We start from the raw sequence: 26,309 nt of genomic DNA on the forward strand, positions 1-26,309 counted from the left end.
GGAACGGGAGGAGGAGCCGTGGAGGGACTGACCGCGGTGCAGGGCCGCATCGCCGCGATCCAGAACCGGATCCTCGGCCTCGCCTCGACGTCGTCGACGTCGACGTCGGCCGCGTGGGCGACCGCGGCCTCCGCCGCCGGGCTGACCGGGACCGCCGCGACCGGCGCCACGACGGCCGTCCCGACGGCGGCCAGCGGCACGGAGGGGCAGGTCGTCGCCGCCGCGCAGCGCTACCTCGGCGTCCCCTACGCCTGGGGCGGCACCGACCCGTCGGTCGGCCTGGACTGCTCCGGGCTGGTCCAGCGCGTCTTCGGCGACCTCGGCATCGACCTGCCGCGCACCAGCTCCCAGCAGGCCACCGCCGGCACCCCCGTCGCCGGCCTGGCCGAGGCCCGCCCCGGCGACCTCGTCTTCTTCGACAACTCCTCGTCCCGCCCCGGCATCGACCACGTCGGCATCTACGTCGGCGACGGCAAGATGATCGCCGCCCCGCAGGAGGGCGAGGTCGTCAAGGTCCAGGACGTCGGCGAGCCCACCCTCATCCGCCGGGTCCTGCCCCAGTCGGCCGCGGCGCCGGTGTCGTCCCCGTCCGCCGGGTCCGGCCTGGCCGGCGTCCCCTACGCCGACCTGTTCACCGCCGCCGGCGCCCGGCACGGCGTCGACCCCGCGCTGCTCGCCGGCGTGGCGAAGGTGGAGTCCGGCTTCGACTCCTCCGCCGTGTCGTCGGCGGGTGCCACCGGCCTCATGCAGTTCATGCCGGCGACCGCCCGCGGCCTCGGCGTCGACGCCACCGACCCGGCGTCGGCCGTCGACGGCGCCGCCCGCTACCTGCGCCAGCTCACCGACCGGTTCAGCTCGACCGACCTGGCGCTGGCCGCCTACAACGCCGGTCCCGGCACGGTCGCCCGCCACGGCGGCATCCCGCCCTACGCCGAGACCCAGTCCTACGTCCGCAAGGTCACCAGCGCCGCGGAGGCCTACTCGTGACAGCTCCCGTCCTGACCGCCGCCACCGCGGCCGCACCCGCCCCGGCCTCCCCGGCCGGCGGCCCGGACCCCGCCTCGGCCGCCGGCTTCGCGTCCGCGCTCGACGACGCCGTCGCCGAGCGCCCGGCCGCGGACCGCCCGTCCGGCGACCGCGGGGTCGGCCGCCGCGACGGCGACCGCCCCGGCCGCGCCGTGGGCCGCGACGGTGACCGGCCCGGTCGCGCCCTCGGCCGCGACGGGGACCCTGGCCGCCCCGAGGCCGCCAGCGACGACGCCGCTCCCCTCGACGGCTCCGTGCCGGCTGAGGGCGCCGTGCCCGCCGACGGCGCCGCCGTGCCCGGTGCGCTCCCCGCCGGCTGGGCGCTGGCCCTCGCGCTGGGCACCGCCGTCCCCGGCGCCACTCCCCCCGGCGCGACTCCCCCGGGCACTGCGGCCGGCGCCACGGCACCGGGCGAGACCGCCGCGCAGGGTGCCGTCGCCGACGGGACCGCCGCGGTGCCGGGCGGCGCGGCCGGGCTGCCGCAGGCCCTCCCCACCCCTGCCGGCGGCGCTGCCTCCGCCCCGCTGCCCCAGGGCGCCGTCCCCGCCCTGCCGACGTCGGCCGCTCCCGCGACCGCGCCCCGGACTCCCGGCGCGCCCGCCCTCCCCGAGGGCCTCGTCGTCGTCGCGGCCGCCGACCCGGCTCCGGCGACGAGCACGACGACCGCCGTCCCGGTCCTCGCCGAGCCACTGCCCCCGGTCCCGGTCGCCCCGTCCTCCGGCGGCACCGCCGACGGCGGCGCGCGGGAGCAGGACCGCGGCACCGCGGACGTCCCCGTGCCCACCGCCGCGACCGCCGCGCCGGCGCCCGCCCCGGCCCCGGCGGTGGCGGCACCGTCCGTCCCCGCCGCCCGGGCCGACGTCCCCCAGCAGCCGGTGGCCGCCCAGGTCGCCCCGACCGTCGCCACGCTGGCCTCCGGGCCCGACGGCACGCACACGATGACGCTGGTGCTCACGCCGGAGACGCTCGGGCCGGTCGAGGTGCGGGTGACCGTGCACGACGGCCGGATCGACCTCAGCCTGCGCGGCGCCTCCGACGCCGGCCGCGCCGCGCTGCTCGACGCGCTCCCCGACCTGCGCCGCGACCTGGAGTCCTCGGGCCTGACCTGCTCGAAGCTGCAGGTCGACCGCGACCCCGCCGGCTCGGGTCAGTCGCAGGCGCAGGCCGGGTGGCAGCAGGCCCAGCAGCAGGCGGGCGGGCAGGGCCGCGGCACCGCCCACGGCCTCGCCGACGACCGCGGCCGCCCGTGGCTGCGCGGCACCGACCCCGACGGCGGCCGCCCGGCCGCCGCCACCGTTCACCCCGCGTCGAGCGGCCTCGACGTCCGGGCCTGAGAGGAGCCGACGATGACCGACCCGGTGGGCGGCGTGGGCAACAGCCCGGCCACGTACACGGCCAGCACGTCCGTGGACCGCTCCGACCAGATGGGCAAGGACACGTTCCTGCAGCTCCTGGTCGCGCAGATGAAGTACCAGGACCCCAACAGCCCGACGAGCACGACCGAGTTCATGTCGCAGACGGCGACGTTCACCCAGGTCGAGAAGCTCGAGGAGATCGCCTCGCAGAACGCCGAGCTGCTCGCCCTGCAGCGCTCGCTCTCGGCCGGTGCCCTGGTCGGCCACACCGTGAGCTGGACCGCCGAGGACGGCACCACGCAGTCCGGCACGGTGTCCTCCGTCCGCTTCGGCTCCGACGGCGCGAACGCCGTCGTCGGCGGCACCGAGGTGCCCGTCGGCCGCCTCACCGAGGTCTCCCTGCCCGCCTGAGCAAGGCTCCCCGCTCCCCCTCCTGAGAGGACCTCCCCCGTGCTCCGTTCGATGTTCTCGGCCATCTCCGGCCTGCGTGCCCACCAGACCAAGCTCGACGTGACCGGCAACAACATCGCCAACGTCAACACCGTCGGCTACAAGAGCAGCCAGACCGTCTTCGAGGACACCCTGTCCCAGGTGATCCGCAACGGCTCGGCCCCCACCGCCGAGACCGGCGGCACCAACCCGGCGCAGGTCGGCCTCGGCGTCAAGGTCGCCGGCATCACCACCAACTTCGGCCAGGGCTCCACCCAGAACACCGGCCGGGCCACCGACTTCATGATCAGCGGCGACGGCTTCTTCGTCACCAAGGCCGGCAACGAGAACCTGTACACCCGCGCCGGCTCCTTCGACTCCGACGGCGCCGGCAACCTGGTGACCCCCGACGGCGCGCAGCTGCAGGGCTGGACCGCCACCGCCGGCGGCGAGGTCGACTCCAACGGCCCGATCGGCCCGCTGCGGATCCCCTTCGGCCAGGTCATGGCCCCCACGGCCACCACCGAGGGCGCGCTCGTGGGCAACCTGTCCACCGCGACCGCCGTCGACGACGTCGTGCAGACGCAGGTCACCGCCTACGACTCGGTGGGCACGGCGCACGAGATCTCGCTGACCTTCACCAAGGGCGCCGCCAACAGCTGGACGGTCGCCGCGCAGGAGGGCACCACGCCGCTCGGCTCGCAGGCGCTCACCTTCGACGCCGCGACGGGCCGGCCGAACGCGGGCACGACCTTCTCCTTCACCGTGGCGGGGCAGGCCGTGGGCATCGACCTGACCGGGATGACCGAGTTCGGCGGGAAGACGGCGGTGACCCCCAGCGGCGTCGACGGCAACGCCATGGGCACGCTGCAGTCGATCTCGCTGAGCAACGACGGCACGATCATGGGCGTCTTCTCCAACAGCCTGCGCGAGCCGATCGGCAAGCTCGCGATGGCCACCTTCGCCAACCCCGGCGGCCTGTCGAAGGCCGGCAACACCAGCTACCGCGTGGGCGACAACTCCGGCCAGGCCGTCGTCGGCGAGGCCGGCACCGGCGGCCGCGGCACCCTGACCGCCGGCGCGCTGGAGATGTCCAACGTCGACCTCGCCGAGGAGTTCACCGGCCTGATCGTCGCCCAGCGGGGCTTCCAGGCGAACAGCCGCGTGATCACCAGCTCCGACGAGATCCTGCAGGACCTGGTCAACCTCAAGCGGTAAGGACCTCCCTCCACCCCGCCACTCGCGAGCTCGCGGCGGGCCCTGGAGGGAGGCCGTCACGCGGCCCGGCACCCGTTCCCCGGGGTGCCGGGCAGCGCCGCGTCGGGGCCCGGTTCCCGCCGCCGGTACGCGTGTGACGTGCGGGAACGCGGTGCCGGGCTCACCCCCGGGGGTGATGCGGCGGGCCGGGTTCGGCTCAAGCAGCCCCCGCGCGGGACCGATGGTCCCTGTAGCCGGCGCCGCACCGTCGCGGCTGCCTCTCCCCCTTCCCGATCGAGCCAGAGGACCCACCCGTGATCCGAGTGACGCGCCTGAACGGGGAGCACTTCGCACTGAACCCCGACCTGATCGAGCGGGTCGAGGGTCATCCCGACACCGTCGTCTTCCTCGTCGACGGCACCAAGTACATCGTCCGCGAGGGCGTCGACGAGGTACTCGACGAGATCCGGGAGTACCGGGCCAGCATCCTCGCGACCGCCTACGCCATGGACCGCGGCACCTACCGCACCTCTCCCGGCGCCTCCCCGACCGAGCCGGGGGGCGGGACCCGCCACGCGTCGGTCGTCCCCTTCCCGGCCCGCGAGGAGCGCTGACCCGTGGATCCCGCCACCCTCATCGGGTTCGTCATCTCCCTCGTCGCCCTGCTGGCCTTCATGGTGATGGAGGGTGCCGACCCGACGTCGCTGATCTTCCTGCCGGCCATCATCCTGGTCATCGTCGCCACCTTCGGCGCGGCCATGTCCGGCCAGACGATGGACGACCTCAAGAAGATGCCCGGCTGGTTCAAGATGGGCGTGATGCCGGCCAAGGTGCCGCCGGCCAGCGACCAGATCCAGACCCTGGTCAGCCTCGCCGAGAAGGCCCGCAAGGAGGGCCTGCTCGCGCTGGAGGCGCAGGTCAAGGCCATCGAGGACCCCTTCCTCAAGCGCGGCCTGCAGATGGGCATCGACGGCACCGACCCCGAGGAGCTGCGCGCCGTCCTCGAGTCGGAGATCGCGGCGAAGAAGGCGGAGGACAAGGTCGCCGCCAAGTTCATGACCACGATGGGCGGCTACGCACCGACCATCGGCATCGTCGGCTGCATCGTCGGCCTGATGAACGTCATGGGCAGCCTGAGCAACCCCGAGGCGCTGGGCCCGATGATCGCCGCGGCGTTCGTCGCCACCCTCTGGGGCGTCATGGCCGCCAACTTCTGGTTCCTGCCGATGGGCGCCAAGATCATGCGGGTCAGCGAGCTGCAGGCCGCCCAGATGGAGCTGCTCGTGGAGGGCATCGCCGAGATCCAGGCCGGCACCAGCCCGCGCGCCGTCCGGCTCAAGCTCAACTCCCTCATCCCGCCCAGTGAGGTCGCCAAGGAGGCCGCATGAGCAGCGGCGGCCACGGCGGCCGCCGCCGCGCCAAGAAGCACGTCGAGGAGGAGCACGAGAACCACGAGCGGTGGCTGGTGTCCTACGCGGACATGATGACGCTGCTGCTCGTCCTCTTCGTGGTGCTCTTCGCGATGAGCCAGGTCGACAAGGACAAGTTCGCGGCCCTGGCCAGCGGGCTCTCCGAGGCCTTCGGCGCCCCGGTCACCGCCGTGCAGGGATCGGCGGGCAACCCCGAGGCGTCGGTCCTCGACTCCCTCGACGCCGCCGTCGACGTCCAGATCCCGCCGGCGCCGGCGGCCCAGGAGTCGGTCGACGCCGCGGCCGCCGAGGCCGCCGCCCAGGAGGCCGCGCGGGTCGCCGCGGAGGCGCGGGCGGAGTACGACCACCTCGCCGCCGCCCGCGACGCGATCGACGCCGCGCTGGCCGCCGCCGGGCACGCCGGCACGGCCCGCTACGAGATCGACGAGCGCGGCCTGGTCGTGCACATCGTCTCCGACCCCGTGCTCTTCGGCCCGGAGGAGGCGACGCTGCGCCCGCAGGGCCGCGAGATCCTCGACGCCGTCGGCCCCACGCTGGCCGCCCTGCCCAACCGGCTGGCCGTCGAGGGCCACGCCAACTCCCTCCCGGTCACCCGGGGCGGGCCGTGGCCCTCGAACTGGGAGCTGTCGGCCTTCCGGGCCACCACGGTGGTCCGCTACCTCGCCGCCGGGGGCGTCGCGCAGGACCGTCTCTCGGGCACCGGCCTGTCCGACACGATGCCGATGGTGCCCGCGAGCGACCCCGACGCCCTGTCCCTGAACCGTCGCGTCGACATCGTCGTGCTGTCCGACGCCTCCGCCGAGGCCAACGAGCTGCTGCCCGGCCTCGATGCCCCCGCACAGGCCCCCGCACCGGCCGCTCCCGCACCGGCCGCCCCCGCACAGGAAGGCACCCACGAGTGAGCACCAAGACCAAGGCCAAGGAGAAGGACGCGCCCGCCGACGGCGAGGAGGCGGAGGGCGGCAAGAAGAAGCTCTTCCTCGTGCTGGCCGTCCTCCTGGTCGTGGCCGGCGCGGCCGCGTACTTCTTCCTCTTCACCGGGGAGGCCGAGGCCGAGGAGCCGGTGGCCGGTGAGGTCGTGGCCCTCGAGCCGGTGACGGTCAACCTGGCCGGCGGCGGGTACCTCAAGATCGGGATCAGCCTGCAGACGACCGAGGACGCCGCCTCCGGTGGTCACGGCGGCGGCGGCGTCGACGGGTCCAAGGCCCTCGACCTGGTCATCTCCACCTACTCGCAGGCCCAGCCGGCCGACGTCACCGGCGCCCGCGAGGCGCTGAAGGAGTCGCTGGAGCACCAGATCGTCGAGGCCTACACCGACGAGGAGGGTGTCGAGATGGTCATGGGCATCTACTTCACGGAGTACGTGACCCAGTAGCCGACGCCGCGAGCTGCACCGGCCGGGGGCCCCCGACCCGGGACCGACGGTGTGCGCTGAGGCCGCGACCCGGCCCCCTGGATCCCGCGTCAGCGCACCCGCTCGGCCGCCCGGGCGCGCACCACCCCTGCTCCACCACCACACGAGGCGGGACCGCCCCGCCGGTTCCACCCCAGTGACCTCGGGACGCACCACCAGTCCCACCCTCCCCGGCTGACCGGCGGCGCCCCGCGCCGCCGGTCAGTTCGCGTTCCGGCCCCGCCGATGAGGGGACCGTGACCCGCCCCGACACCGCGACCGCGCCCACCGGGCCCGGGCCGCAGGCGCCGGCCGGTGGCCGCAGCCGGCGCGGTGCGCCCCGCACCTACGATTTCCGCCGCCCCACCAAGCTCGGCCGCGAGCACGTCCGCGTGCTGCAGATCGCCCAGGAGGCCTTCGCCCGCCAGGCGACGACCGTCCTCACCACGATGCTGCGCACCGGCGCCCGGCTGGAGCTGCTGGGCATCGAGCAGCACTCCTACGACGACTACGTCGCCACGCTGCCCGACCCGTGCTTCCTGACGACGTTCACCATCGAGCCGCTGGCCGGCAAGGGCCTGCTGGCCTACCCGCTCGACATCGCGATGGCGACCGTCGACCACATGCTCGGCGGGTCCGGCGCCGCCCACCAGCCCGAGCGGCCGATGACGGCGATGGAGACCACCATCACCGGGCAGCTGATGACCCGGCTGCTGCAGGAGTTCGCCGCCGCCTTCGCGCACGTCGCCGTGATGCAGCCGGTGGCCGACGACATCGAGTACAACCCCGCGCTGGCCCAGGCCGCGGCCGGCTCGGACACCGTCATGGTCGCCCGCTTCACGATGACGATCGGCAGCCGCGAGGGCAGCGCCTCGCTGGTCCTGCCCTTCTCCTCGTTCGCGCCGGCGCTGTCCAACGCCGCCTCGCCGCAGCTGTCGGAGTCCGCGCAGCGCAAGCGTCAGCGCGCCGCGCAGCTGCTGGCCGAGCGCCTCGAGCTCGTCCCGGTCGACGTGAGCGTCCGGTTCAGCCCGCTCGAGGTGTCCTCCGACGACCTGCTGTCCCTCACCGTCGGCGACGTCCTGCTGCTGCGCCACCCGCGGGACGCCCCGCTCGAGGTGACCACCAACGACACCGTGTTCGCCCATGCCATCGCCAGCAACCACCGCCGCCGGCTGGCGGCCGCCATCGTCCCTGCCCCGTCCGCCGCCGCGAAGGACTCCGCATGACCGCCACGCTCGACCCCACCCAGGCCGCCTCGGAGACCATCACCGCCGTCGTGGTGGCCGCCGCCCGCGCCGCCGCCGCGCTCGTCCCGGCCGGTGCCGAGCTGCACCCCGGGCCCGCGGTCACCGACCCCGACGCCGTCCCGGTCCCGCCGGCCGCGGCCGCCGCGGTCAGCGCCCGGCTCTCCGGCGAGATCACCGGCGACGTCGTCCTGGTGCTGTCCGCGGAGGTCGTCGAGGCGCTCGACAACTCCCCCGTGGGCCCGATGGACGTCGCGACGGCGCTGCGCCCGGCGCTGGAGGCGGCCGCGGCCACCCTCGGCCGGGTCCGCGTGGACGCCGAGCGCACCGAGGACCCGGTGACCGCGCTCGACGGGCTGCGGGACAAGGGCATGTTCGTGGCCGTCCCGCTGTCGGCCGGGACCGACCACCAGGCCACCCTGGCGCTGCAGGTGACGCTGCCGACCGCGGCCCGCGCGCCGCGCAACAGCCTGGACCTGCTGCGGCACGTGGCCATGGAGGTCACCGTCGAGATCGGCCGCACCCGCATGACCGTGGGCGAGCTCCTCTCGCTGCACCCGGGCGAGGTGGTCGAGCTCGACCGCGCCGCCAGCGCCCCGGCCGACCTGCTGGTCAACGGCACGCTCATCGCCCGCGGCGAGGTCGTCGTCGTCGACGAGGACTTCGGGCTGCGGATCAGCGAGATCGTCAGCGACGCCGCCGCCGAGCTGGGGGCCGCGCAGGCATGACCTGGATGCTGATCCGGCTGATCCTGTCGCTGGCGTTCGTCGGCGGCGTGCTCTGGTTCGCCGCGCGCCTGGCCAAGAAGCGCGGCCTGGGCTCCACCGGCGGGCTGGTCGAGGTCGTGGCCCGCCAGCGGATGGGCCGCGCCAGCACGGTCAACGTGCTGCGCATCGGCGACCGCGTGCTCGTCGTCGGCGCGACCGAGGAGCAGGTCACCCTGCTCGCCGAGCTCGACGGCGACGCCGTGGAGGCCACGCTCGCCGAGCGGGCCGCCGCCGGTCCGGCCCCGGCCGGGGACGGCGCGCAGCGCTCCGCCGTCGCCGCGCGGCCGGGCGGGGTCCGGGTGGGCGGCGCGCTGGCCGGCTCGGTGTTCGACCGGCAGGGCTGGCAGGGCTTCCTCACCACGCTCCGCGAGCGGACGGTCCGCCGCTGATGACCTCCACCCCGCTCGCGCGGTCGCTGCCGCGCCGGGCCGCCACCGTGCTGCTGGCGCTGCTGGGCTGCGCCGTCGCCGGCGTCCTGCTCGCCGGGCCGGCCGCCGCGGCACCGGCCGCACCGACGGCGCCCACGGCACCGGCCGTGCCCGCCGTCGACGGCGGGGTCGACATCTCGGTCGGCAACGGCAGCCCGAGCACCTCGATCACGCTGATCCTCGCGATCACCGTGCTGTCGGTGGCGCCCGCCGTGCTGCTGCTGTGCACCTCGTTCACCAAGATCATCGTGGTCCTGTCGCTCACCCGGAACGCGCTGGGCCTGCAGTCCTCGCCGCCGAACACCGTGCTCACCGGCATCGCGCTGTTCCTCACGCTGTTCGTGATGGGCCCGGTCCTGTCCGACGTCAACGAGATCGCCGTCCAGCCCTACATGGACGGCACCATGACGGTCTCCCAGGCCTACGACGCCGGCGTCGTGCCGCTCAAGGAGTTCCTGCTCGACAACACCCGCGACGACGAGCTGCAGCTCATGGTCGGCCTGTCGGGCGAGGAGCAGCCCGAGGACCGCGCCGCGGTGAGCATGACGACGCTGGTCCCGGCGTTCGTCCTCTCCGAGCTCAAGAGCGCCTTCATCATCGGGCTGGTCGTGTTCATCCCGTTCCTGGTGCTGGACATGCTGGTCAGCGCCTCGCTCATGGCGATGGGCATGATGATGGTGCCGCCGTCCATCGTGTCGCTGCCGTTCAAGCTGCTGTTCTTCGTGGTCGTCGACGGCTGGGCGATGATCACCACGTCACTCGTGGGGTCGTACACGTGAGCGACGCAGACGTCACCGGCATCGCCATCCAGACCATGATGGTGGCCGCCAAGGTGGCCGCCCCGGTCCTGCTGACCGCCCTGCTTGTCGGCTTCCTGATCTCGCTGTTCCAGGCGGCGACCCAGATCCAGGAACCCACGCTGTCCTTCGTCCCCAAGATGATCGCGGTGAGCATCGCGCTGCTGGTCACGGGCAACTGGGTGCTCGCCGAGCTGGTCGACTTCACCCACACCCTGTTCGCCCAGCTGCCGCACCTGCTCGGGCGGACCTGACCGCCATGGACCTCGAGGTCCCGGCGGTCACGCTCGCGGCCCTGCTGCTGGCCACCGCCCGGGCGGCCGGCTTCGTCCTGCTCGCCCCGCCGTTCACCACGCGCACCATCCCGGCGCCGGTCAAGGGCGCGCTGGCGCTGGCACTGGCGGTCGCGCTGCTGGATCGCGTGGCGCCCGGGCTGCCCGAGCCGACCACCGGGTTCCTCGTCGTCACGGCGGTCAGCGAGGTGGCCATCGGCGCGGCGCTGGGCTTCGTCGTCCAGCTGTTCTTCACCGCGGTGCAGTTCGCCGGGGAGCTCATCGACGTCACCGGCGGCTTCTCCCTGCAGCCGGCCTACGACCCGCTGGCCATGACCACCAACTCCGTCATCGGCAAGCTGCACTACCTGCTGGCCACGACGCTGCTGTTCACCAGCGGCGGGCACCTGCTCATCGTGCGCGGGTTCGCCACCTCCTACGAGGGGCTGCCGGTGTCCGGCGGTTACCCGGCCGAGGACGTCGCCCACGTCGTGCTGACGGCGTTCTCGACGATGTTCCTCGCCGCCCTGCAGATCGCCGGCCCGATGGTGGCCGTGCTGCTGCTGGCCGACGTCGCCCTGGCCCTGCTGTCCCGGGCCGCCCCGGCGCTCAACATCTTCGCCATCGGCTTCCCCGTGAAGATCATGCTGACCCTCGCGCTGCTCGGGCTGACCTTCCCCCTGCTGCCGCCGGCGCTCGACGCGCTGCTGGAGCAGGCCACCCGCGCGGTCGTCGGCTTCCGGAGCGGGTGAGCCGGGATGGCCAAGGACGGTCAGGGGGGTGAGAAGACCGAGAAGCCCACTCCCAAGCGTCTCAAGGAGGCGCGCAAGGAGGGGCAGATCCCGCGGACCCAGGAGCTGGGCACCTGGGCGGGCGTGTCGGCGGCCAGCGTCTTCCTGCCGATGCTGGTGGGGAACACCTTCGACGCCATCGGCCGGCTGTTCGTGCAGTTCGGGACGGTGGTCGACGAGCCGGAGGCCGAAGCGGTCGGCGCGCTGCTCGGGCAGGCGCTGACGGTCTTCCTCGAGACGCTGCTGCCGATGGCGCTGTCGCTGATGCTGGTCGGGGTGCTGGCGTCCGCCGCGCAGGGCGGGGTCTCCTTCGCCACGAAGGGCATGAAGCCGACGCTGAAGAAGCTCAACCCGTTCCCCGGGATGAAGCGGATGTTCGGCACGCACGGGCTCTGGGAGGCGCTCAAGGCCGTCATCAAGACCGCCGCGCTCGGCACCGTCGTCGTCGTGACCAGCGACCGGGCGCAGGCGCTGGTGTCGGCGTCGGGCGCGCTGCCTCTGTCGGCGGTGGTGGCGACCTTCGCCTCCTCCGCCGTCCTCATGCTGCGCGTCGTGGCGGTCACCGGCCTGGTCATCGCGATCGCCGACTACGTCGTGGTGCGCAAGCAGACGATGAGCAAGCTCAAGATGACCAAGTACGAGATCCAGCAGGAGCACAAGCAGTCCGAGGGCGACCCGCACGTGAAGGGCCAGCGCCGCTCGATGCAGCTGGCCATGTCGCGCAACCGGATGATGGCCGAGGTCGCCACCGCCGACGTCCTTCTGGTCAACCCGACGCACGTCGCCGTCGCGCTGAAGTACGAGCCGGAGCGGGGCGCGCCGCGGGTGGTGGCCAAGGGCGCCGACGAGATGGCCGCCCGGCTGCGCGAGCGGGCCGCCGAGGCGCGGGTGCCGATGGTCCAGGACGTGCCGCTCGCGCGGGCCCTGCACGCCTCCTGCGAGCTGGGCCAGGAGGTGCCGCCGCAACTGTTCACCGCCGTCGCCCGGGTGCTGGCCTTCGTCATGCAGCTCGGTACCCGCGGTGTGCGCGGCGGGTTCCACCGCCCGGGCTTCCAGGCACCCGACGTCGCGGACCTGCCGAGGGCCGGCCGCCGGAGGGCCCCGATCGCCTCCTGACTCCGCGAGGCATTGGAGGCGATGCGCACGTCCCACCTGCCGATACGTGCGGAGAGCCTCCTGTGCCTGCACGAGGTGTGGGGCAGCTGTGACTGGTGCACCGTCCGCGGTCGGCCGGGCACCCCCGGCTGCCGATGGGGTGCCCGTGCGAGGGATGAGCAAGGCGGCCGTGCCCATCGGCGTGGTGGCCATCGTCCTGATGCTGGTCGTGCCGCTGCCGGCGGCCGTGCTGGACCTGCTGCTGGGCCTGAACATCACCGCGTCGCTGCTGATCCTGCTGGTCTCCATGCAGATCAAGCGGCCGCTGGACTTCGCGGTCTTCCCGTCGCTGATCCTCATCGCGACGCTGTTCCGCCTCGCGCTCAACGTCTCCTCGACGCGGCTGGTGCTCACCGACGGCTACGCCGGCAAGGTCATCGAGGCCTTCGGGCACTTCGTGATCGGCGGCTCGCTGGTCGTCGGCCTGGTGATCTTCGTGATCCTCACGATCATCCAGTTCGTCGTCATCACCAACGGGGCCGGCCGCGTGGCCGAGGTCGGCGCCCGCTTCACCCTCGACGCGATGCCCGGCAAGCAGATGGCCATCGACGCCGACCTCAACGCCGGGCTGATCAACGAGAAGCAGGCGCGCAAGCGGCGCACCGAGGTCACCGCCGAGGCGGACTTCTACGGCTCGATGGACGGTGCCTCGAAGTTCGTGAAGGGCGACGCCATCGCGGCGATCATCATCACGCTGATCAACCTCGTCGGCGGGTTCGCCGTCGGGGTCATGCAGCGGGGGATGGCACCTGGCGAGGCCGTCTCCACCTTCTCGCTGCTGACGGTCGGCGACGGCCTGGTCTCGCAGATCCCCGCCCTGCTGCTGTCCACCGCGACCGGCATCATCGTGACCCGCTCGGCCAGCCAGGCCGACATGGGCACCGACCTGCTCGCCCAGCTCGGCCGGTTCAAGCAGCCGGTGCGCATCGCCGGCGGCGCGGCCCTCGCGCTGTGCCTGATCCCGGGGCTGCCGAAACTGCCGTTCCTCCTGATCGGCGGGGTGTTCCTGTTCATGGCCTCCCGCATGCAGGAGCTCCCGGAGGACGACGACGAGACGCCGGCGATCACCGCCGCCGAGGCCCCGGCCCCCGACTCCCCCGAGGCGATCGCCGAGCGCATGCGGGTCGACCCGCTCGAGCTCGAGGTGGCCTTCGACCTCGTCGACCTCGTCGACTCCTCCCGCGGCGGCGACCTGCTCGACCGGGTCAAGGCGCTGCGCCGGAAGGTCGCGATGGAGACCGGCCTGGTAATCCCGCTGGTCCGCACCCGCGACAACCTCGACCTCCCGGCGTCCCAGTACGTCATCTGGCTCAACGGCGTCCCGGCGGCCAAGGGCATCTCGCCCGCCGGCACCGTGCTGGCGATCGGCGACGCACTCGACGGGCTGCCCGGCCGGCCCACCCGCGAGCCGGTGTTCGGCCTGCCGGCCAAGTGGGTGCCGATCGAGCTGCAGCGGCAGGCGGAGATGGCCGGCGCCACCGTCGTCGACCGCTCCTCGGTCATCACCACCCACCTGGCCGAGGTGGTCCGCCAGAACGCCTCCGAGCTGCTCGGCCGCGAGGACGTGCGGCTGCTGGTCGAGATGGTCAAGCGGACCCACCCGGTCGTCGTCGAGGAGCTCACCCCGGCGCTGCTCACCCTCGGCGAGGTGCAGCGGGTGCTGCACGCGCTGCTCGAGGAGAACGTCTCCATCCGCGACCTGGTGCGCATCTTCGAGGCGCTGTCGCTGCGGGCGAGGACCTCGACCGACCTCGACGGGCTGGTCGAGGCCGTGCGCGGCGCGCTCGGCTCGGCGATCAGCCACCCCTACGTCACGCCCGACGAGCGGCTGCACGTGCTCACCCTCGAGCCGGGCTTCGAGCAGCGGCTGCTGGAGGCGGTCCGGCACAGCGACGGCGGCCAGGTGCTGGCCCTCGACGCCGGCTCGGTCGATGCGCTGGTGACCGGCTGCAGCGGGCTGCTCGAGGACGCCGAGCAGCACGGCCTGTCCCCCGTCCTCGTGTGCTCCCCCCAGGTGCGGGCCGCGCTGTCCCGCCTGATGCGTCAGGTCCTCCCCCGCCTGCCGGTGATCTCGTACTCCGAGGTCTCCCGCACGGCCCAGATCGAGTCACTGGGAGTGGTGAACGGTGCCGTTGCCATCCGTTGAGGCGCCCACGCCCGAGGCCGCCGTCGCGGCGGCACGGGAGCGGTACGGGCACGCGGTGCGGATCGTCGGCGTGCGCCGCATCCGCTCCGGCGGCCTGCTGGGCTTCTTCGCCACCGAGCGCTTCGTGGCCGAGGTGGAGGAGGTCGAGCCGGCCCGCCGCGCACCAGCGCCGAAGTCGGAGTCCGCGCGCCGGATCGAGGCCGCGCTCAGCCGCGACCCCCGCCCGCTGCAGGACACCGGCGCGTTCCTGCGGGCGGCCGACATGCACCGCAGCCGTCCCGCGGCCGCGCGTCCCACCGGCCGCCCGGCCGCTCCCCGTGAGCTGCCCGACCCGGTCGCGGAGCTGGCCGGCCTGCTCGGCTCCGGCGACGGCGACCCCGACGTCGACCTGTACTCCCGGGCCTCGGTGGGCGCGCCCCGCCGTCCGGCTCCCGGCACCGCCGCGTTCCGGCCGGCCACCGCTCCCCGCGCTGCCGCGCCGGCTCCCGCTGCCCGTGCCGTTGCGCCGACTCCTGCTGCTCCTGCGGCCGCCCGCCGGACCGGGCGCGCCCCGGTGCGTCCCCCGGCGACGCCGGCCGAGCCCACCGGCCCGTCGCTGTTCACCGCCGCGCTGGCGCAGGTCGTCGCCGGTGACCGCGAGGTGAGCGAGGCCGTCGACGACGCCGTCCGCTCCGCCGCCGCGCTCTCGGCGGCCGAGGCCCTGCGCGCGGTCCAGGAGGTCGCCGCGGCCACCGCGGCCGCGAGCGCGATGGAGGAGGAGCCCGAGCCGTCCTCGGTGCTGCGGACGCCGGAGCCGGCGCCCGTCACGCCGTCGATGCCGCTGGCCGCCGCCCTCGCCGCGGCGATGGCCGCTCCTGCCCCCGTTGCCGCTCCCGCTCCCGTGGCTGCTCCTGCTCCCGTGGCTGCTGCCGCTCCGGTCGCGCCGGTGGTCGAGGCCCCCGTCGTGGCGGAGCCGGTCGTGGCGGAGCCGGTCGTCGAGCTCCCCGTGGCCGAGGAGCCCGTGGTCGAGGTCGCCGTCGAGGAGCCCGGGGCCGAGGAGGCCGAGGTCGCCGACGACGAGGTGGCCGACGAGCCGTCCGCGCTCGGCGTGGACATGTGGGCCGACCCCGTGCCCGTCTCCCGTCCCGCCGTCTCCCCTCAGCCCGCCGAGGACGTCGTTCCCGAGGTCATCGCCGCCGAGGACATCGCCGCCGAGGACATCGCCGCCGAGGACATCGCCGCCGAGGACATCGCCGCCGAGGACATCGCCGCCGAGGACATCGCCGCCGAGGACATCGCCGCCGAGGACATCGCCGCCGAGGAGCCCGTCCCGGCCGAGCTCCCGGCCGAGCTCCCGGACGACGAGGACTCCTTGCTGACCGAGCTGCTCGGCCCGGCCGACGAGCCCGTCGCCGAGGAGCCCGCCGCCGAGGAGCCCGTCCTCGAGGTGCCCGTCGTCGAGACCGCCGCGGTGGCCCTCGTGCTCGACGACGAGCCGGCCACCGACGTGCTGCCGGCGGTCGTCGTCGAGCCTATCGAGGTGCCGACGCCCCAGCCGGTGGCCGAATGGGCCGCCGAGCCCGACCTGACCGGTCCGGTGACCGGGCGCGAGGAGGCGATCGCCGAGGTGCTGCGTGCCGCGCTGGCGCACGACACCCCCGACGACGCCCTCACCGACATCCTCCGCGGCGTGCTCGCCAGCGCCTCCACCCAGGGCGGCGTGCACCGCGGCCGCCCGCCGGTCCCGGCACCCTCGCAGCGTGCCGACCAGGAGCCGGCGTGGGTCGACGCCTCGGCGGAGTCCGACGAGTGGGAGGTCGAGGAGGCGGTGCTCGCGCCGACCGCCAGCGACCCCGCGCCGCTCGCCCTCGACTCCACCGCCGTGCTGCCCCCGCTGTCGCTGCTCCCGCCGCCGACCCCCGGCGCGGAGCTGGCCGTGCCGCGGCTGCTCGGGCGCCCGCCCGTGCCGCCGGCGCGCCGCCTCCCGCCGGTGCCCGGCCAGGCCGTCGCCCGCGTGGCCCCGGCTCCGGGCCTGGCGACCGTCACCCGCCTGCCGGTCGACGCCCGCGCCGCCCGCGGGTGGACGCCGGGTCGCGTCGTCGTCTCGTCGGTCCGCGAGGCCGGCAGCACGCCCGTGAACCGCGGCTGGGTCGACCCCCGCATGGTCGAGGCCGCCGGCACCGTCGCCCGGTTGCGCGCCCTCGGGGTGCCGGAGGACCTGCTCGGCGGCGGCTTCCCGGCCGAGGTCGCCGACGCCGGCACCTACGCGGCGCTCACCCGTGCGCTGGGCGCGGCGCTGCCCGTGGCGCCGTCGGCCCCGTCCGGTGCCGGCGAGGTGCTGCTGGTGGTCGGCCCGGGCGTCGAGACGCTGGCCGCCGCCCGCTCGTTGGCGGCCACGATGCGCCTGGACGCCGACCGGCTGCAGTGGGCCACCCGCGGTGACCTCGCCGCGCTCGCGTCCGAGTCCAGCCGGATCACCTCGGTCGACACCGCGATCGCCCGCAAGCAGGAAGCCACCGCCGCGGGGACGCCGACCGTCGTCGCGGTGGACGCCCCGATGCGTGCCGGTGCGCGGACGTGGCTCGAGCAGGTCATGGCGATCTTCTCGCCGGTGGGCGTGTGGGCCGTCGTCGAGGCGACCCGCAAGCCCGAGGACGTCGGCCCGTGGCTGGACGCGCTCCCCCGCGTCGACGCCCTCGTCGTCCAGGACACCGACCTGACCGCCGACCCCGCCGCCGTGCTGGGCCGGACGACGGTGCCGGTGGCCCTCATCGACGGAGCGCGGGCGACGGCGCACCGCTGGGCCTCGCTGCTGTGCGAGCGGCTGGAGAGCGCTGAGGCATGAGCCCGCTGCGCTGGGACGTCCTCACGGTGGGGCTCGTGCTGGCCCTCCCGGTGCTCGCGCTGTACCTGCGCGGCGACTTCACGATCGACGAGGTGGTCGCCCGGCTGCCCTGGTGTCTGCTCGCCGGCTGGGGCGCGGTGGCGCTGCTGCGCTGGGCCGCGACGCCGCAGGCCCGGCCGGCCGACCACCAGCGCACCCGCCCGACGAGGCCGGTCCCCGACGAGGACCCCACCCCCGTCGCCTGACCCGCTCCCGTGGTGGCCTCCGTGCTCCTGCGGTGCTGCACGACCGCAGGAGGGCGAGGGACACCGCAGGGGCACAGGACGGGGCGCCGTCCACAGATCTCCCCGAGCGGCGTCATGCCGCAGTGCGGACGGCGACGGTCGCTGCATGACCGACTGGATGCCCCCGGCGCGCGTCCTGCGGCGGTCCGAGGCCCTCGCCGCCGACGTCACCGACGGCGAGCTGGCTCGTACCGTGCGCCGAGGCGAGCTCGTCCGGGTCCGGCGAGGCGCCTACCTCGACCCGACGGCCGGGCTCTCGCGGCACCGTGCGCTCGTCCTGGCGACCGCGCCGGCGCTCCGGGACGGCAGCGTGGTCAGCCACGGCTCGGCCGCCGTGCTCCACGGGCTGCCGCTGTGGCGGGTCGACGGCGCACGCGTGCACGTGACGAGGCGACCGCCCGCAGCCGGCAGCGGCAGTGCCCGCGTCCACCTGCACGTGGCACGCCTGCCCGACAGCGACGTGACTCTCGTCGACGGTGTCCCGGCCACGACCATGGCGCGCACGGTGGTGGACCTGGCCCGGTCGGCGTCCTTCGAGTCCGCGGTCGTCGCCGCCGATGCGGCGCTGGCCACCGGCAGCCTCTCGCGAGAGGACCTGACCGGCTGCCTCGAGCGGATGGGCGCCGTGCCCGGGTCCCGCCGTGCCGCTCGTGTCACCGCATTCGCCGACGCACACAGCGAGAGCGTCGGCGAGAGCCGGAGCCGGGTTCTCCTCCACCGGCTCGGGATCCCGGCGCCCGACCTACAGGTGCGGCTCCTGCGGCCGGACCGGTCGGTGATCGGCCGCTGCGACTTCGGCTGGCGGGCGCGCCGGACCGTCGGGGAGTTCGACGGGCGGGTGAAGTACCGCGCCGACGAGGGACGGGACCCCGGCGACGTCGTCTTCCGCGAGAAGCTCCGCGAGGACGAGATCCGCGACGCGGGCTGGGAGGTCGCCCGCTGGACCTGGGCCGACCTCGACACCCCGTCCGTGATCGAGCGTCGCATCCGCGGCGCCTTCACCCGCGCCGGACGTCTGCTGTGACCGGGCTCTTGCGGTGTCGTCGCCGCTCTCGCGGTCCTGCAGGACCGCGAGAGCGGGTGGAACACCGCAAGAGCCCGCCCGGCCGCCCGACGCGGGTCAGCGCGGGAAGTCCTCCAGCATCTCGGTGACCAGGGCGGCGATCGGCGAGCGCTCCGAGCGGGTCAGCGTCACGTGCGCGAACAGCGGGTGACCCTTGAGCTGCTCGACCACCGCGGCGACGCCGTCGTGCCGGCCGACCCGCAGGTTGTCCCGCTGCGCGACGTCGTGCGTGAGCACCACCCGCGACCCGCTGCCCAGCCGCGACAGCACGGTCAGCAGCACGCCGCGCTCCAGCGACTGCGCCTCGTCGACGATCACGAACGAGTCGTGCAGCGAGCGGCCGCGGATGTGGGTCAGCGGCAGCACCTCGATGAGGTCGCGCGCCGCGATCTCCTCGAGGACCTCCTTGGACACCAGCGCGCCGAGGGTGTCGTAGACCGCCTGCGCCCAGGGCGACATCTTCTCGCCCTCGCCGCCCGGCAGGTACCCGAGCTCCTGCCCGCCGACGGCGTACAGCGGCCGGAAGATGACGACCTTCTTGTGCGCCCGCCGCTCCATGACCGACTCGAGCCCCGCGCAAATCGCCAGCGCCGACTTGCCGGTGCCCGCCCGCCCGCCGAGCGAGACGATCCCCACCTCGGGGTCCAGCAGCAGGTCCAGCGCCACCCGCTGCTCGGCCGAGCGCCCGTGCAGCCCGAACGCCTCGCGGTCGCCGCGGACCAGCCGCACCTTCTTGTCCGGCGTGACCCGACCCAGCGCCGACCCGCGCGAGCTCAGGAGCACCAGCCCGGTGTGCGCGGGCAGCTCCGCGGCCGCCGGCACGTAGACCTCACCGGTGTCGTACAGGGCCGACAGCTCGGCGTCCTCGAGCGACAGCTCGGCCATGCCGGTCCAGCCCGCGTCGACGGCGTCCAGCACGCGGTACTCGTCGGTGTCCAGGCCGACCGCCGCCGCCTTGACCCGCAGCGGCACGTCCTTGGTGATCAGGCAGACGTCGCGGCCCTCGGCGCGCAGGTTGAGCGCGACCACCATGATCCGGCTGTCGTTGCTGTCGTTGCGGAAGCCGGCCGGGAGCACCGCGGCGTCGCTGTGGTTGAGCTCGACGTGCAGCGTGCCGCCGTCCTCCCCCACCGGCACCGGCGCGTCCAGCCGGCCGTGGGTGACCCGGAGGTCGTCGAGCAGCCGCAGCGCCTGGCGGGCGAACCAGCCGAGCTCGGGGTGGTGCCGCTTGTCCTCGAGTTCCCCGATGACGACCAGCGGGAGCACCACGTCGGCGTCGCCGAAGCGCAGCAGCGCGCGGGGGTCGGAGAGCAGGACGGAGGTGTCGAGGACGTACGTGCGGCGAGTGGTCACGGTCGACTCCCGACGGGGCGCGGACCGCGCCCCGGCTCGAAGGTGGCCGGGCCCCGGCGCAGGGGCCGGGGACCGGCCCCTCTGGTCGACGAGAACGTCAGAACCAACCGGGCCTCCCGTGGACGGCGGGACGGGCCCGTCGTCCACCCCGGACGCTAGAGCCGTGAGGTGACAGTCACATGACGAGGAGGCGGCGTGTCCCCCCTCGGAGGGACCCAGCTGCCCCAGACGCACCACCTGCGGCGCCCACCCTGCCCGTCCGCGGCGGGACCGCGGCGGGACAGGGAACTCACTCCTGCCGGCGGTCCCGGGGCACGTCGGGGAGCCAGGGCAGCTCCCGGGTGGGCGGCATCCGCGGGGGGACGTCGTCCGGCGGCGGCCAGCCGGCGAGGTCGTCGTCGGGCGGCCACTCGTCGTCCCGCCGCCGGCCGTGCGAGCGCCCGCCGCGTGGGCGCAGCGCCACCAGCGCCCACACCAGCGGGACCGTCAGCACCGGCCACTGCACCGCGAGGTCGCCGATCCACACCAGGCCCGCGAGCAGCAGCGCGAACAGCCAGCCCGCCGTCCACAGACCGAGCGCGCGGGCCTCCCGGGGGTCACGGCGGGGCACCGGTCAGGCGGCCGACAGCTCGGCGGTGACGACGGCGGGGGTCAGCGGCTCGTCGAGCAGGCGGACGAAGCGGCCGGCGACGTCCTGGTCCTCCGGCCGGGCCGCCAGCCACCGCTGCAGCAGGTCGTAGCCCTCGACGTAGGTGGTGATGTAGGCCCGCCACAGGGGGTGGGTGAGGAAGCGCAGCTGCTGGCGGGCCCGGTCGGGGCTGACCAACGACCAGCGCTGGATGTAGGCGGCCACCTCGTCGGCGTCGGCTCCGCGGTCGTGCAGCATCACGGCGGCGTCCTGCCGGACGCGGTTGAGCGGCGCGGCGGCCGCGGCGATCCGCTCGGCGAGGTGCCCGTCGAAGCGCAGCCCCAGGTCGCCGAGCACCTCGGCCGCCCACGGCCCCCAGCCCCGGCCGACGGCGGCGTCGACGCCGAGGTCGGCCAGGCCCTCGGCCATGAGGCACTCGGGGGTGTTGACCAGGAAGACCGTGTGCTCGAGGTGCCCGTCGCGCTCGACCAGGCCGCGCTCCTTGCGGCAGTGCTCGGTGTGGTGGCCGGGGTAGGACTCGTGCGCCACCAGGTGGGCGAGCTGGCTGAGCCGGTGCGGCAGGTCGGCGTTGATCGCCACCCGCGAGCGGAAGTCGCCCTCGTAGTAGTTGAAGCCCGACCACGGCTTGTCGGTGACCACCTCGTAGCGGACCGTCTCGACCTCGGGCAGGCCGTAGCGGCCGCGCACCCGGTCGCGCAGCGCGCTGGACAGCGCGTGCACCGCCGCCTCCAGCCGCTGCGGCGGGCACTCCTCGCGACGGCGGTGCGCGGCGTAGCGCTCGGCGAGCGTGCCGTCGCCGGGCAGCAGCACGTCGAGCTCGGCGTGCGCGGCGGCGTAGTGGGCCGCGTCGCCGAGGACGAGGTCGACCTGGAAGTAGCTGCGCACCTCGTCGAGGAAGCCGACCGGCTCCTCGCTCATCTTCCGGGCGCTGCACTCCAGGCCGGTCAGCTGGCCGCGGAGGAACGCGGTACGGCCCTCCGGCAGCCCGGCGGCGTCGAGCTCACCGAGCAGGGCGCGGGCCTGGTCGCGCAGGCCCTGAGGGGTGGGCGCCGGCTCGCTCTCCACCTCGGCGCGGATCCGCTTCTCGCCGGTGTAGGCGTCGACGAAGCCGGGCTCCAGCCGGTCGAAGCGCAGTCCCAGCCGCACGTACTCGAGGGGGACGTCGACGGTGCCGGGAGCCATGCGCCCGAGTCTGTCACCCACCGAAACGGCGGTGCCGCGCCGCGTAGGCGCGCAGCGCCCGCAGGAAGTCCACCCGCCGGAAGTCGGGCCAGTAGACGTCGGTGAAGTAGAACTCCGAGTGCGCCGTCTGCCAGAGCAGGAAGCCCGACAGCCGCTGCTCGCCGCTCGTGCGGATGACGAGGTCCGGATCGGGCTGGCCGCGGGTGTAGAGGTGCTCGGCGATGTGCTCGACGTCGAGCAGCTCGACCAGCTCGTCGAGCGACGTCCCCCGGCTGGCGTGGTCGGCCAGCAGCGAGCGGACGGCGTCGGCGATCTCCCTGCGCCCGCCGTAGCCGACGGCGAGGTTGACCGTCGCGCCCGGCCGGTCGCGGGTGCCCTCCTCGGCCTCCTTGAGGACGGTGACCGTCTCCGCCGGGAGCAGGCCCAGCGCGCCGACCGGGTGCAGCTGCCAGCGCCGGTCGGGGGCGGAGAGGTCCTCGACGACGCCCTCGATGATCCGCAGCAGGGGCGTCAGCTCCGGCTCGGGCCGGGACAGGTTGTCGGTGGAGAGCAGGAAGAGGGTGACCACCTCGACACCGGCCTCGTCGCACCAGCCGAGGAAGGAGGCGATCCGGTCGGCGCCGCGGCGGTGCCCGGCGTTCGGGTCGAGCAGCCCGGTGGCCCGCGCCCAGCGCCGGTTGCCGTCGATGATCGCGCCCACGTGGCGGGGGACGTCGGCCCCGACCAGTTGCCGGGCCAGCCGGCGCTCGTAGAGCTGGGTCAGCGCGTCGCGGACCCACTGGCGCGCCCCCACGGCGCACACCCTAGGCGCACGGGGACGCCGCCGTTCCGCTGCCACCCGGGCGATCGTCCGGCCTCTGTCGGACTGATGGCGAACTCACAGGTCGCTGCCGGTGCGGGCCTCCCTACGGGTCCGTAACCTCGGTTCATGAGCACTGCTCCCGACGATCTCGAGCACGTCCGGGTGCAGGCCGACGGGGCCGAGATCGAGGCTCCGCGCGGCCCGGCCGTCGCCACCGTCCACGACGAGGGCCAGCAGGTCGAGCGGACCTGGACCGCCGAGGACTTCGACGACGACGACTGGGACCACCCCGACACCCGGCCGCGGATGCGCGGCTGGCTGCACCTGTTCGCGTTCTTCGGTGCGATCGTCGCCGGCGCCGTGCTCATCCCGCTGGGCGCCGTGCTCGGCGCCCGCTCCGGCTTCTCCGTCGCCGTCTACTGCCTCACCATCTGCGGACTGTTCGGCATCAGCGCGCTCTACCACCGCCGGCGCTGGTCACCCCGCGGCTGGAAGATCATGAAACGGCTCGACCACTCGATGATCTTCCTGTTCATCGCGGGCACGTACACGCCGTTCTCGCTGCTCGCCGTCGATCAGCCCCTGGGCTACTGGGTCCTCGGCGGCGTCTGGGCCGGGGCCCTGGCCGGCGTCTGCCTCAAGCTGACCTGGCCGACAGCGCCGCGCTGGGTGGGCGTACCGCTCTACATCGGCCTGGGCTGGGTGGCCGTCTTCATCCTCACCGACATCCTGCACATCGCCGGCGTCGCGTCGCTGGTGCTGCTCGCGGCCGGCGGGGTGCTCTACACGGTCGGCGGCGTGGCCTACGCGATCAAGAAGCCGAACCCGTGGCCGGGCGTGTTCGGGTACCACGAGGTCTTCCACGCGATGACCATCGTGGCCGCGATCTGCCACTACATCGCCGTCTACTTCGCGATGTACAACTCGCCGTTCGTCTGAGCAGGGCTCAGGCACAGGAGGCGATCCGCACGTCCTCACGGCTCAGACGTGCGGAGAGCTTCCCATGCCTCGGGGCTCAGGCGAACAGGGGGCGCTCGTCGAAGTGGCGGGAGGTGCGGCCGGCGAGTCGCCAGGCGCGGGCCACGGCGTCGCGGTCGGCGTCGGTGACCAGGTTGCCCATCACCCGCAGTGCCACCGTCATCAGCACGCGTGAGCGCATGCCGACCGGCCCCGCCGCCGGCAGCAGGCGCGGCAGGGTGAGCAGGCCGGCCAGCCGGCGGGCGATGGAGAACGCCTCGCCGTAGTGGCCGCGCAGGCTGGCCGGCCAGGCCGCGGACCAGTCGTCCTCCTCCAGCATCCCGGCCAGCGTGCGCCCGGTCTCCAGGCCGTAGTCGATGCCCTCGCCGTTGAGCGGGTTGACGCACCCGGCGGCGTCGCCGACCAGCGCCCAGTTGCGCCCGGCAACGCCGGACACCGCCCCGCCCATCGGCAGCAGCGCGGACGCCGGTGCCTGCACCGGGCCCGACAGCTCCCAGTCCTCGCGGCGGGCGGTCGCGTAGGTCTCCAGCAGCGCCTTGAGCTGCACCCCGGCCGGACGGCGCGCGGTGGCCAGCGTGCCGACGCCGATGTTCACCTGGCCGGCCGCCGCCCCGAGCGGGAAGACCCAGCCGTACCCCGACAGCAGCTCGCCCTCGGCGTCGCGCAGCTCCAGGTGCGAGGAGATCCACTCGTCGTCGCTGCGCCCGGAGGCGACGTAGCCGCGGGCGGCGACGCCGTAGGCGGTGTCGCGGTGCCACTCCCGGCCCAGCACGCGGCCCAGGGGCGAGCGGACGCCGTCGGCGACGACCAGCTGCTCGCAGCGCACGGTGGACCGCTCCCCACCGACGTCGAACACCACGCCTCGCACCCGGTCGCCGTCGCGCTCGACGTCGACGGCCCGCGCGCCCTCCAGCGGCGTCGCTCCCGACTGCAGCGCGCAGGCGCGGATGCGGGCGTCGAGCTCGGTGCGCGGCACCGCGCTGCCGTGGTCGGGGAACGCCCCGCCGGGCCAGGGCAGCTCCCAGACCCGGCCGAAGCCGGCGGCGCGCAGCCCGCGGTTGCGGGCCTTGCCGCGCGCCCAGTCGCCGAGGCCGAGCCGGTCGAGCTCGGCGACCGCGCGCGGGGTCAGCCCGTCGCCGCAGGCCTTGTCGCGGGGGAAGACGGCGGCGTCGGCGAGCAGGACGTCGGCACCCGCGCGCGCCGCCCACGCGGCAGCGGCCGAACCGGCCGGCCCGGCTCCCACCACCAGGACGTCGGTGGCGGCGGGGACGACAGCGGGAGCGGGCACGACACCCAGTGTCCCCGGTGAGCGACGGTCGGCCGCCCTGCAGGGGCCCGCTCCGAGCCCGCGAGGGGTGGGGGCAGGGTGGTCCTTCAACCGAACAGGGGGAACCGGCCGGCGGCCTCCGCCAGCGCCGCGCGGTCGGCGTCGGTCAGCGGCTCGCGGCCGGTGCCGCGGCGGGCGGCTGTGGCGTCGTCCCACCCGTCCGGCAGCGGGCCGCCGACGAGCTCCTCGAGCACCCGCCGGACCTCGGCCAGACCGTCGGCCGGGGGCCCGGGGCGGTCCAGGTGCGCCACCAGGTCGAGGTGGTGGACGACGGCCTCGACGGCGAGCGTGGACAGCAGGTCGCCGGCGCGGACCACCCAGCCCTGCGTCGCCACGAGCTCGCCGGGGTCGGCCCGCCCCGCCGCCACGCACACGGCGGCCGCCGTCTCCGCGTACAGCGGCGCCAGGTGCGGCAACCCGCCCGTGACGCTGGCCCGCACGCGGGTGCGCCACGCGGTGGAGTCGTCGTCCTCGGGCGAGGGCTGCCAGGAGCGCCAATAGGCGACCGCGTCGGTGGTGGCCGGCCCGCCCGCCGGGGTGGCCAGGGCGACCAGTCCCCGGCGGGCGTCGTCGAGCAGGTGCTGGGTGAGGTCGAGGACGCTCCAGCCGGCGCACCCGCTGGGCTGCCACCCCTCCTCCGGCGTCAGGCCGCCCACCAGGGCGGACAGGTCGCCGTAGGCCGACCGCAGCAGCTCGAGGCTCACCTGGGCAGCCTCGCAGAGGTCAGAGCTGCGGGCCGCGCGCCCGGACCTCCTCGACCGAGGACATGGCGTCGCGCAGCTCGGTCAGCCACGCGTCGGCGTGCTGCCCCACCAGCCGCACCGCCCAGACCAGCGCCTCCGAGCGGGAGCGGGCGACGCCGGCGTCGACGAGGGTGTCGAGCACCAGCCGCTCGGACTGCCGCAGCCGGGTCATCACCGGCACCGAGGCGTTGGTGAAGACCTCGCGGACGTCGCCGCACGAGGCGCCCCAGGCCACCGAGCGGCCGTAGCGCTCCTGCGCGGCGTCGGCGATGGCCATCCGCTGCTCGCGGGTGTCCTCGCGGAAGCGGGCGATGCGCCCGGCGCGGGCGGCGGCCGGGTCGCCCTCACCGGCGTCGGGCTCGGCGAGCGGACCGACGACGGTGATCTCGTCACGGTCGACGACGAGGTCCACGGGGCCGGTGAACCAGCCGTCGGGCAGCCGCCCGGCGAACCAGCCGGCGACCTCGGCGCGGTCGACCGGCGGCGGGGCGTCGCCCCCGCGGCCACCCGGCCCGCGGCGGCGGAAGCCCGGGGCGCCCATCCGGGCGAAGGGTGAGTCGGCGAATCGGGAGTGGTGTCCGTGCACAGCAGCCTCCTCGGCAGCAGTTGATTACACGCTTACACGGTAAGACGCCCGGACGCCGCGGGGAAGGCGGACCGCTCCGCCCAGAGCG

27 protein-coding genes are annotated in these 26,309 nt (G+C 74.9%); 20 read left to right on the forward strand and 7 right to left on the reverse strand.

Translation table 11 applies throughout. The annotated features are described in order from the left end of the window. Positions 1–18 precede the first annotated feature (18 nt). The 19 genes from BM414_RS11760 (at position 19) to BM414_RS11855 (ending at position 18,562) form a co-directional block, all read left to right on the forward strand. A complete protein-coding gene (locus BM414_RS11760; protein WP_093579631.1) occupies positions 19–987 on the forward strand; it encodes an NlpC/P60 family protein in 969 nt (322 codons plus the stop codon). Further along, positions 984–2,360: a flagellar hook-length control protein FliK gene (locus BM414_RS11765; protein WP_093579632.1), complete on the forward strand. Its 1,377-nt coding sequence runs from the start codon at positions 984–986 to the stop codon at positions 2,358–2,360. The genes BM414_RS11760 and BM414_RS11765 overlap by 4 nt, the downstream gene beginning before the upstream one ends. Before the next feature lie 12 nt (positions 2,361–2,372). Further along, positions 2,373–2,792, forward strand: a complete 420-nt coding sequence (locus BM414_RS11770; protein ID WP_093579633.1) for a flagellar hook assembly protein FlgD — start codon at positions 2,373–2,375, stop codon at positions 2,790–2,792. Positions 2,793–2,831: 39 nt separating this feature from the next. Beyond that, positions 2,832–4,028 (forward strand): flagellar hook protein FlgE, encoded by a 1,197-nt coding sequence (locus tag BM414_RS11775; RefSeq protein ID WP_093579634.1) that lies wholly within the window; start codon positions 2,832–2,834, stop codon positions 4,026–4,028. 293 nt (positions 4,029–4,321) lie between these two features. Further along, positions 4,322–4,621, forward strand: a complete 300-nt coding sequence (locus tag BM414_RS11780; protein ID WP_093579635.1) for a flagellar FlbD family protein — start codon at positions 4,322–4,324, stop codon at positions 4,619–4,621. A gap of 3 nt (positions 4,622–4,624) precedes the next feature. Beyond that, entirely contained in the window at positions 4,625–5,395 is a 771-nt protein-coding gene (locus tag BM414_RS11785) for a motility protein A (RefSeq protein ID WP_093579636.1), read from the forward strand. Continuing rightward, the gene (locus BM414_RS11790) at positions 5,392–6,339 is read left to right on the forward strand and encodes an OmpA/MotB family protein (RefSeq protein WP_093579637.1); all 948 of its coding nucleotides are present in this window, start codon (positions 5,392–5,394) and stop codon (positions 6,337–6,339) included. Before BM414_RS11785 ends, BM414_RS11790 begins: the two co-directional genes overlap by 4 nt. Continuing rightward, positions 6,336–6,812 carry a flagellar basal body-associated FliL family protein gene (locus tag BM414_RS11795; protein ID WP_093579638.1) on the forward strand — a complete coding sequence of 159 codons (477 nt, stop codon included), beginning with the start codon at positions 6,336–6,338 and terminating at the stop codon, positions 6,810–6,812. Before BM414_RS11790 ends, BM414_RS11795 begins: the two co-directional genes overlap by 4 nt. Positions 6,813–7,087: 275 nt before the next feature. Further along, positions 7,088–8,056, forward strand: coding sequence for a flagellar motor switch protein FliM (locus BM414_RS11800; RefSeq protein WP_093579639.1), 969 nt, complete (start codon positions 7,088–7,090; stop codon positions 8,054–8,056). Further along, the gene (fliN, locus tag BM414_RS11805) at positions 8,053–8,802 is read left to right on the forward strand and encodes a flagellar motor switch protein FliN (protein WP_093579640.1); all 750 of its coding nucleotides are present in this window, start codon (positions 8,053–8,055) and stop codon (positions 8,800–8,802) included. Before BM414_RS11800 ends, fliN begins: the two co-directional genes overlap by 4 nt. Further along, a complete protein-coding gene (locus BM414_RS11810; protein WP_093579641.1) occupies positions 8,799–9,230 on the forward strand; it encodes a FliO/MopB family protein in 432 nt (143 codons plus the stop codon). The genes fliN and BM414_RS11810 overlap by 4 nt, the downstream gene beginning before the upstream one ends. Continuing rightward, the gene (fliP, locus tag BM414_RS11815) at positions 9,230–10,048 is read left to right on the forward strand and encodes a flagellar type III secretion system pore protein FliP (protein WP_093579642.1); all 819 of its coding nucleotides are present in this window, start codon (positions 9,230–9,232) and stop codon (positions 10,046–10,048) included. The genes BM414_RS11810 and fliP overlap by 1 nt, the downstream gene beginning before the upstream one ends. After that, entirely contained in the window at positions 10,045–10,320 is a 276-nt protein-coding gene (gene fliQ, locus BM414_RS11820) for a flagellar biosynthesis protein FliQ (protein ID WP_093579643.1), read from the forward strand. Before fliP ends, fliQ begins: the two co-directional genes overlap by 4 nt. A gap of 5 nt (positions 10,321–10,325) precedes the next feature. Next, complete coding sequence (gene fliR, locus BM414_RS11825) at positions 10,326–11,090, forward strand: flagellar biosynthetic protein FliR (protein ID WP_093579644.1); 765 nt, start codon at positions 10,326–10,328, stop codon at positions 11,088–11,090. A gap of 6 nt (positions 11,091–11,096) precedes the next feature. Next, the gene (locus tag BM414_RS11830) at positions 11,097–12,245 is read left to right on the forward strand and encodes an EscU/YscU/HrcU family type III secretion system export apparatus switch protein (RefSeq protein ID WP_093579645.1); all 1,149 of its coding nucleotides are present in this window, start codon (positions 11,097–11,099) and stop codon (positions 12,243–12,245) included. Between the two features lie 154 nt (positions 12,246–12,399). After that, entirely contained in the window at positions 12,400–14,430 is a 2,031-nt protein-coding gene (gene flhA / locus BM414_RS11835) for a flagellar biosynthesis protein FlhA (RefSeq protein WP_245784656.1), read from the forward strand. Then, a complete protein-coding gene (locus BM414_RS30205; RefSeq protein ID WP_139245822.1) occupies positions 14,411–17,254 on the forward strand; it encodes a hypothetical protein in 2,844 nt (947 codons plus the stop codon). The genes flhA and BM414_RS30205 overlap by 20 nt, the downstream gene beginning before the upstream one ends. Next, positions 17,251–17,499: a hypothetical protein gene (locus BM414_RS11850; protein WP_093579649.1), complete on the forward strand. Its 249-nt coding sequence runs from the start codon at positions 17,251–17,253 to the stop codon at positions 17,497–17,499. The genes BM414_RS30205 and BM414_RS11850 overlap by 4 nt, the downstream gene beginning before the upstream one ends. Positions 17,500–17,644: 145 nt before the next feature. Continuing rightward, entirely contained in the window at positions 17,645–18,562 is a 918-nt protein-coding gene (locus BM414_RS11855; RefSeq protein ID WP_093579650.1) for a type IV toxin-antitoxin system AbiEi family antitoxin domain-containing protein, read from the forward strand. 96 nt (positions 18,563–18,658) lie between these two features. Here the strand turns inward: BM414_RS11855 and phoH2 are convergent, their stop codons facing one another. From phoH2 to BM414_RS11875, 4 genes are all read right to left on the reverse strand, one after another. Continuing rightward, positions 18,659–19,954 (reverse strand): RNA 5'-3' helicase PhoH2, encoded by a 1,296-nt coding sequence (gene phoH2, locus BM414_RS11860; protein ID WP_093579651.1) that lies wholly within the window; start codon positions 19,952–19,954, stop codon positions 18,659–18,661. Between the two features lie 289 nt (positions 19,955–20,243). Next, positions 20,244–20,564: a hypothetical protein gene (locus BM414_RS11865; RefSeq protein ID WP_093579652.1), complete on the reverse strand. Its 321-nt coding sequence runs from the start codon at positions 20,562–20,564 to the stop codon at positions 20,244–20,246. Between the two features lie 3 nt (positions 20,565–20,567). Continuing rightward, positions 20,568–21,785, reverse strand: a complete 1,218-nt coding sequence (locus tag BM414_RS11870; protein ID WP_093579653.1) for a DUF885 domain-containing protein — start codon at positions 21,783–21,785, stop codon at positions 20,568–20,570. A 13-nt stretch (positions 21,786–21,798) separates the two neighbouring features. Beyond that, positions 21,799–22,578: an isoprenyl transferase gene (locus tag BM414_RS11875; RefSeq protein ID WP_093579654.1), complete on the reverse strand. Its 780-nt coding sequence runs from the start codon at positions 22,576–22,578 to the stop codon at positions 21,799–21,801. 135 nt (positions 22,579–22,713) lie between these two features. On the opposite strand from BM414_RS11875, the gene trhA reads away from it, so the two are divergent. Next, the gene (gene trhA / locus BM414_RS11880) at positions 22,714–23,526 is read left to right on the forward strand and encodes a PAQR family membrane homeostasis protein TrhA (protein WP_093579655.1); all 813 of its coding nucleotides are present in this window, start codon (positions 22,714–22,716) and stop codon (positions 23,524–23,526) included. A gap of 76 nt (positions 23,527–23,602) precedes the next feature. On the opposite strand, the gene BM414_RS11885 is transcribed toward trhA, so the two are convergent. The 3 genes from BM414_RS11885 to BM414_RS11895 form a co-directional block, all read right to left on the reverse strand. After that, positions 23,603–24,853, reverse strand: coding sequence for a geranylgeranyl reductase family protein (locus BM414_RS11885; protein WP_093579656.1), 1,251 nt, complete (start codon positions 24,851–24,853; stop codon positions 23,603–23,605). Between the two features lie 86 nt (positions 24,854–24,939). Next, entirely contained in the window at positions 24,940–25,596 is a 657-nt protein-coding gene (locus tag BM414_RS11890) for a maleylpyruvate isomerase N-terminal domain-containing protein (protein ID WP_093579657.1), read from the reverse strand. A 19-nt stretch (positions 25,597–25,615) separates the two neighbouring features. Further along, entirely contained in the window at positions 25,616–26,176 is a 561-nt protein-coding gene (locus BM414_RS11895; RefSeq protein WP_093579751.1) for a hypothetical protein, read from the reverse strand. Between the last annotated feature and the right edge of the window lie 133 nt (positions 26,177–26,309).

The sequence above is a fragment of the Geodermatophilus amargosae genome (assembly GCF_900116515.1).
Classification (GTDB): Bacteria; Actinomycetota; Actinomycetes; order Mycobacteriales; family Geodermatophilaceae; genus Geodermatophilus; species Geodermatophilus amargosae.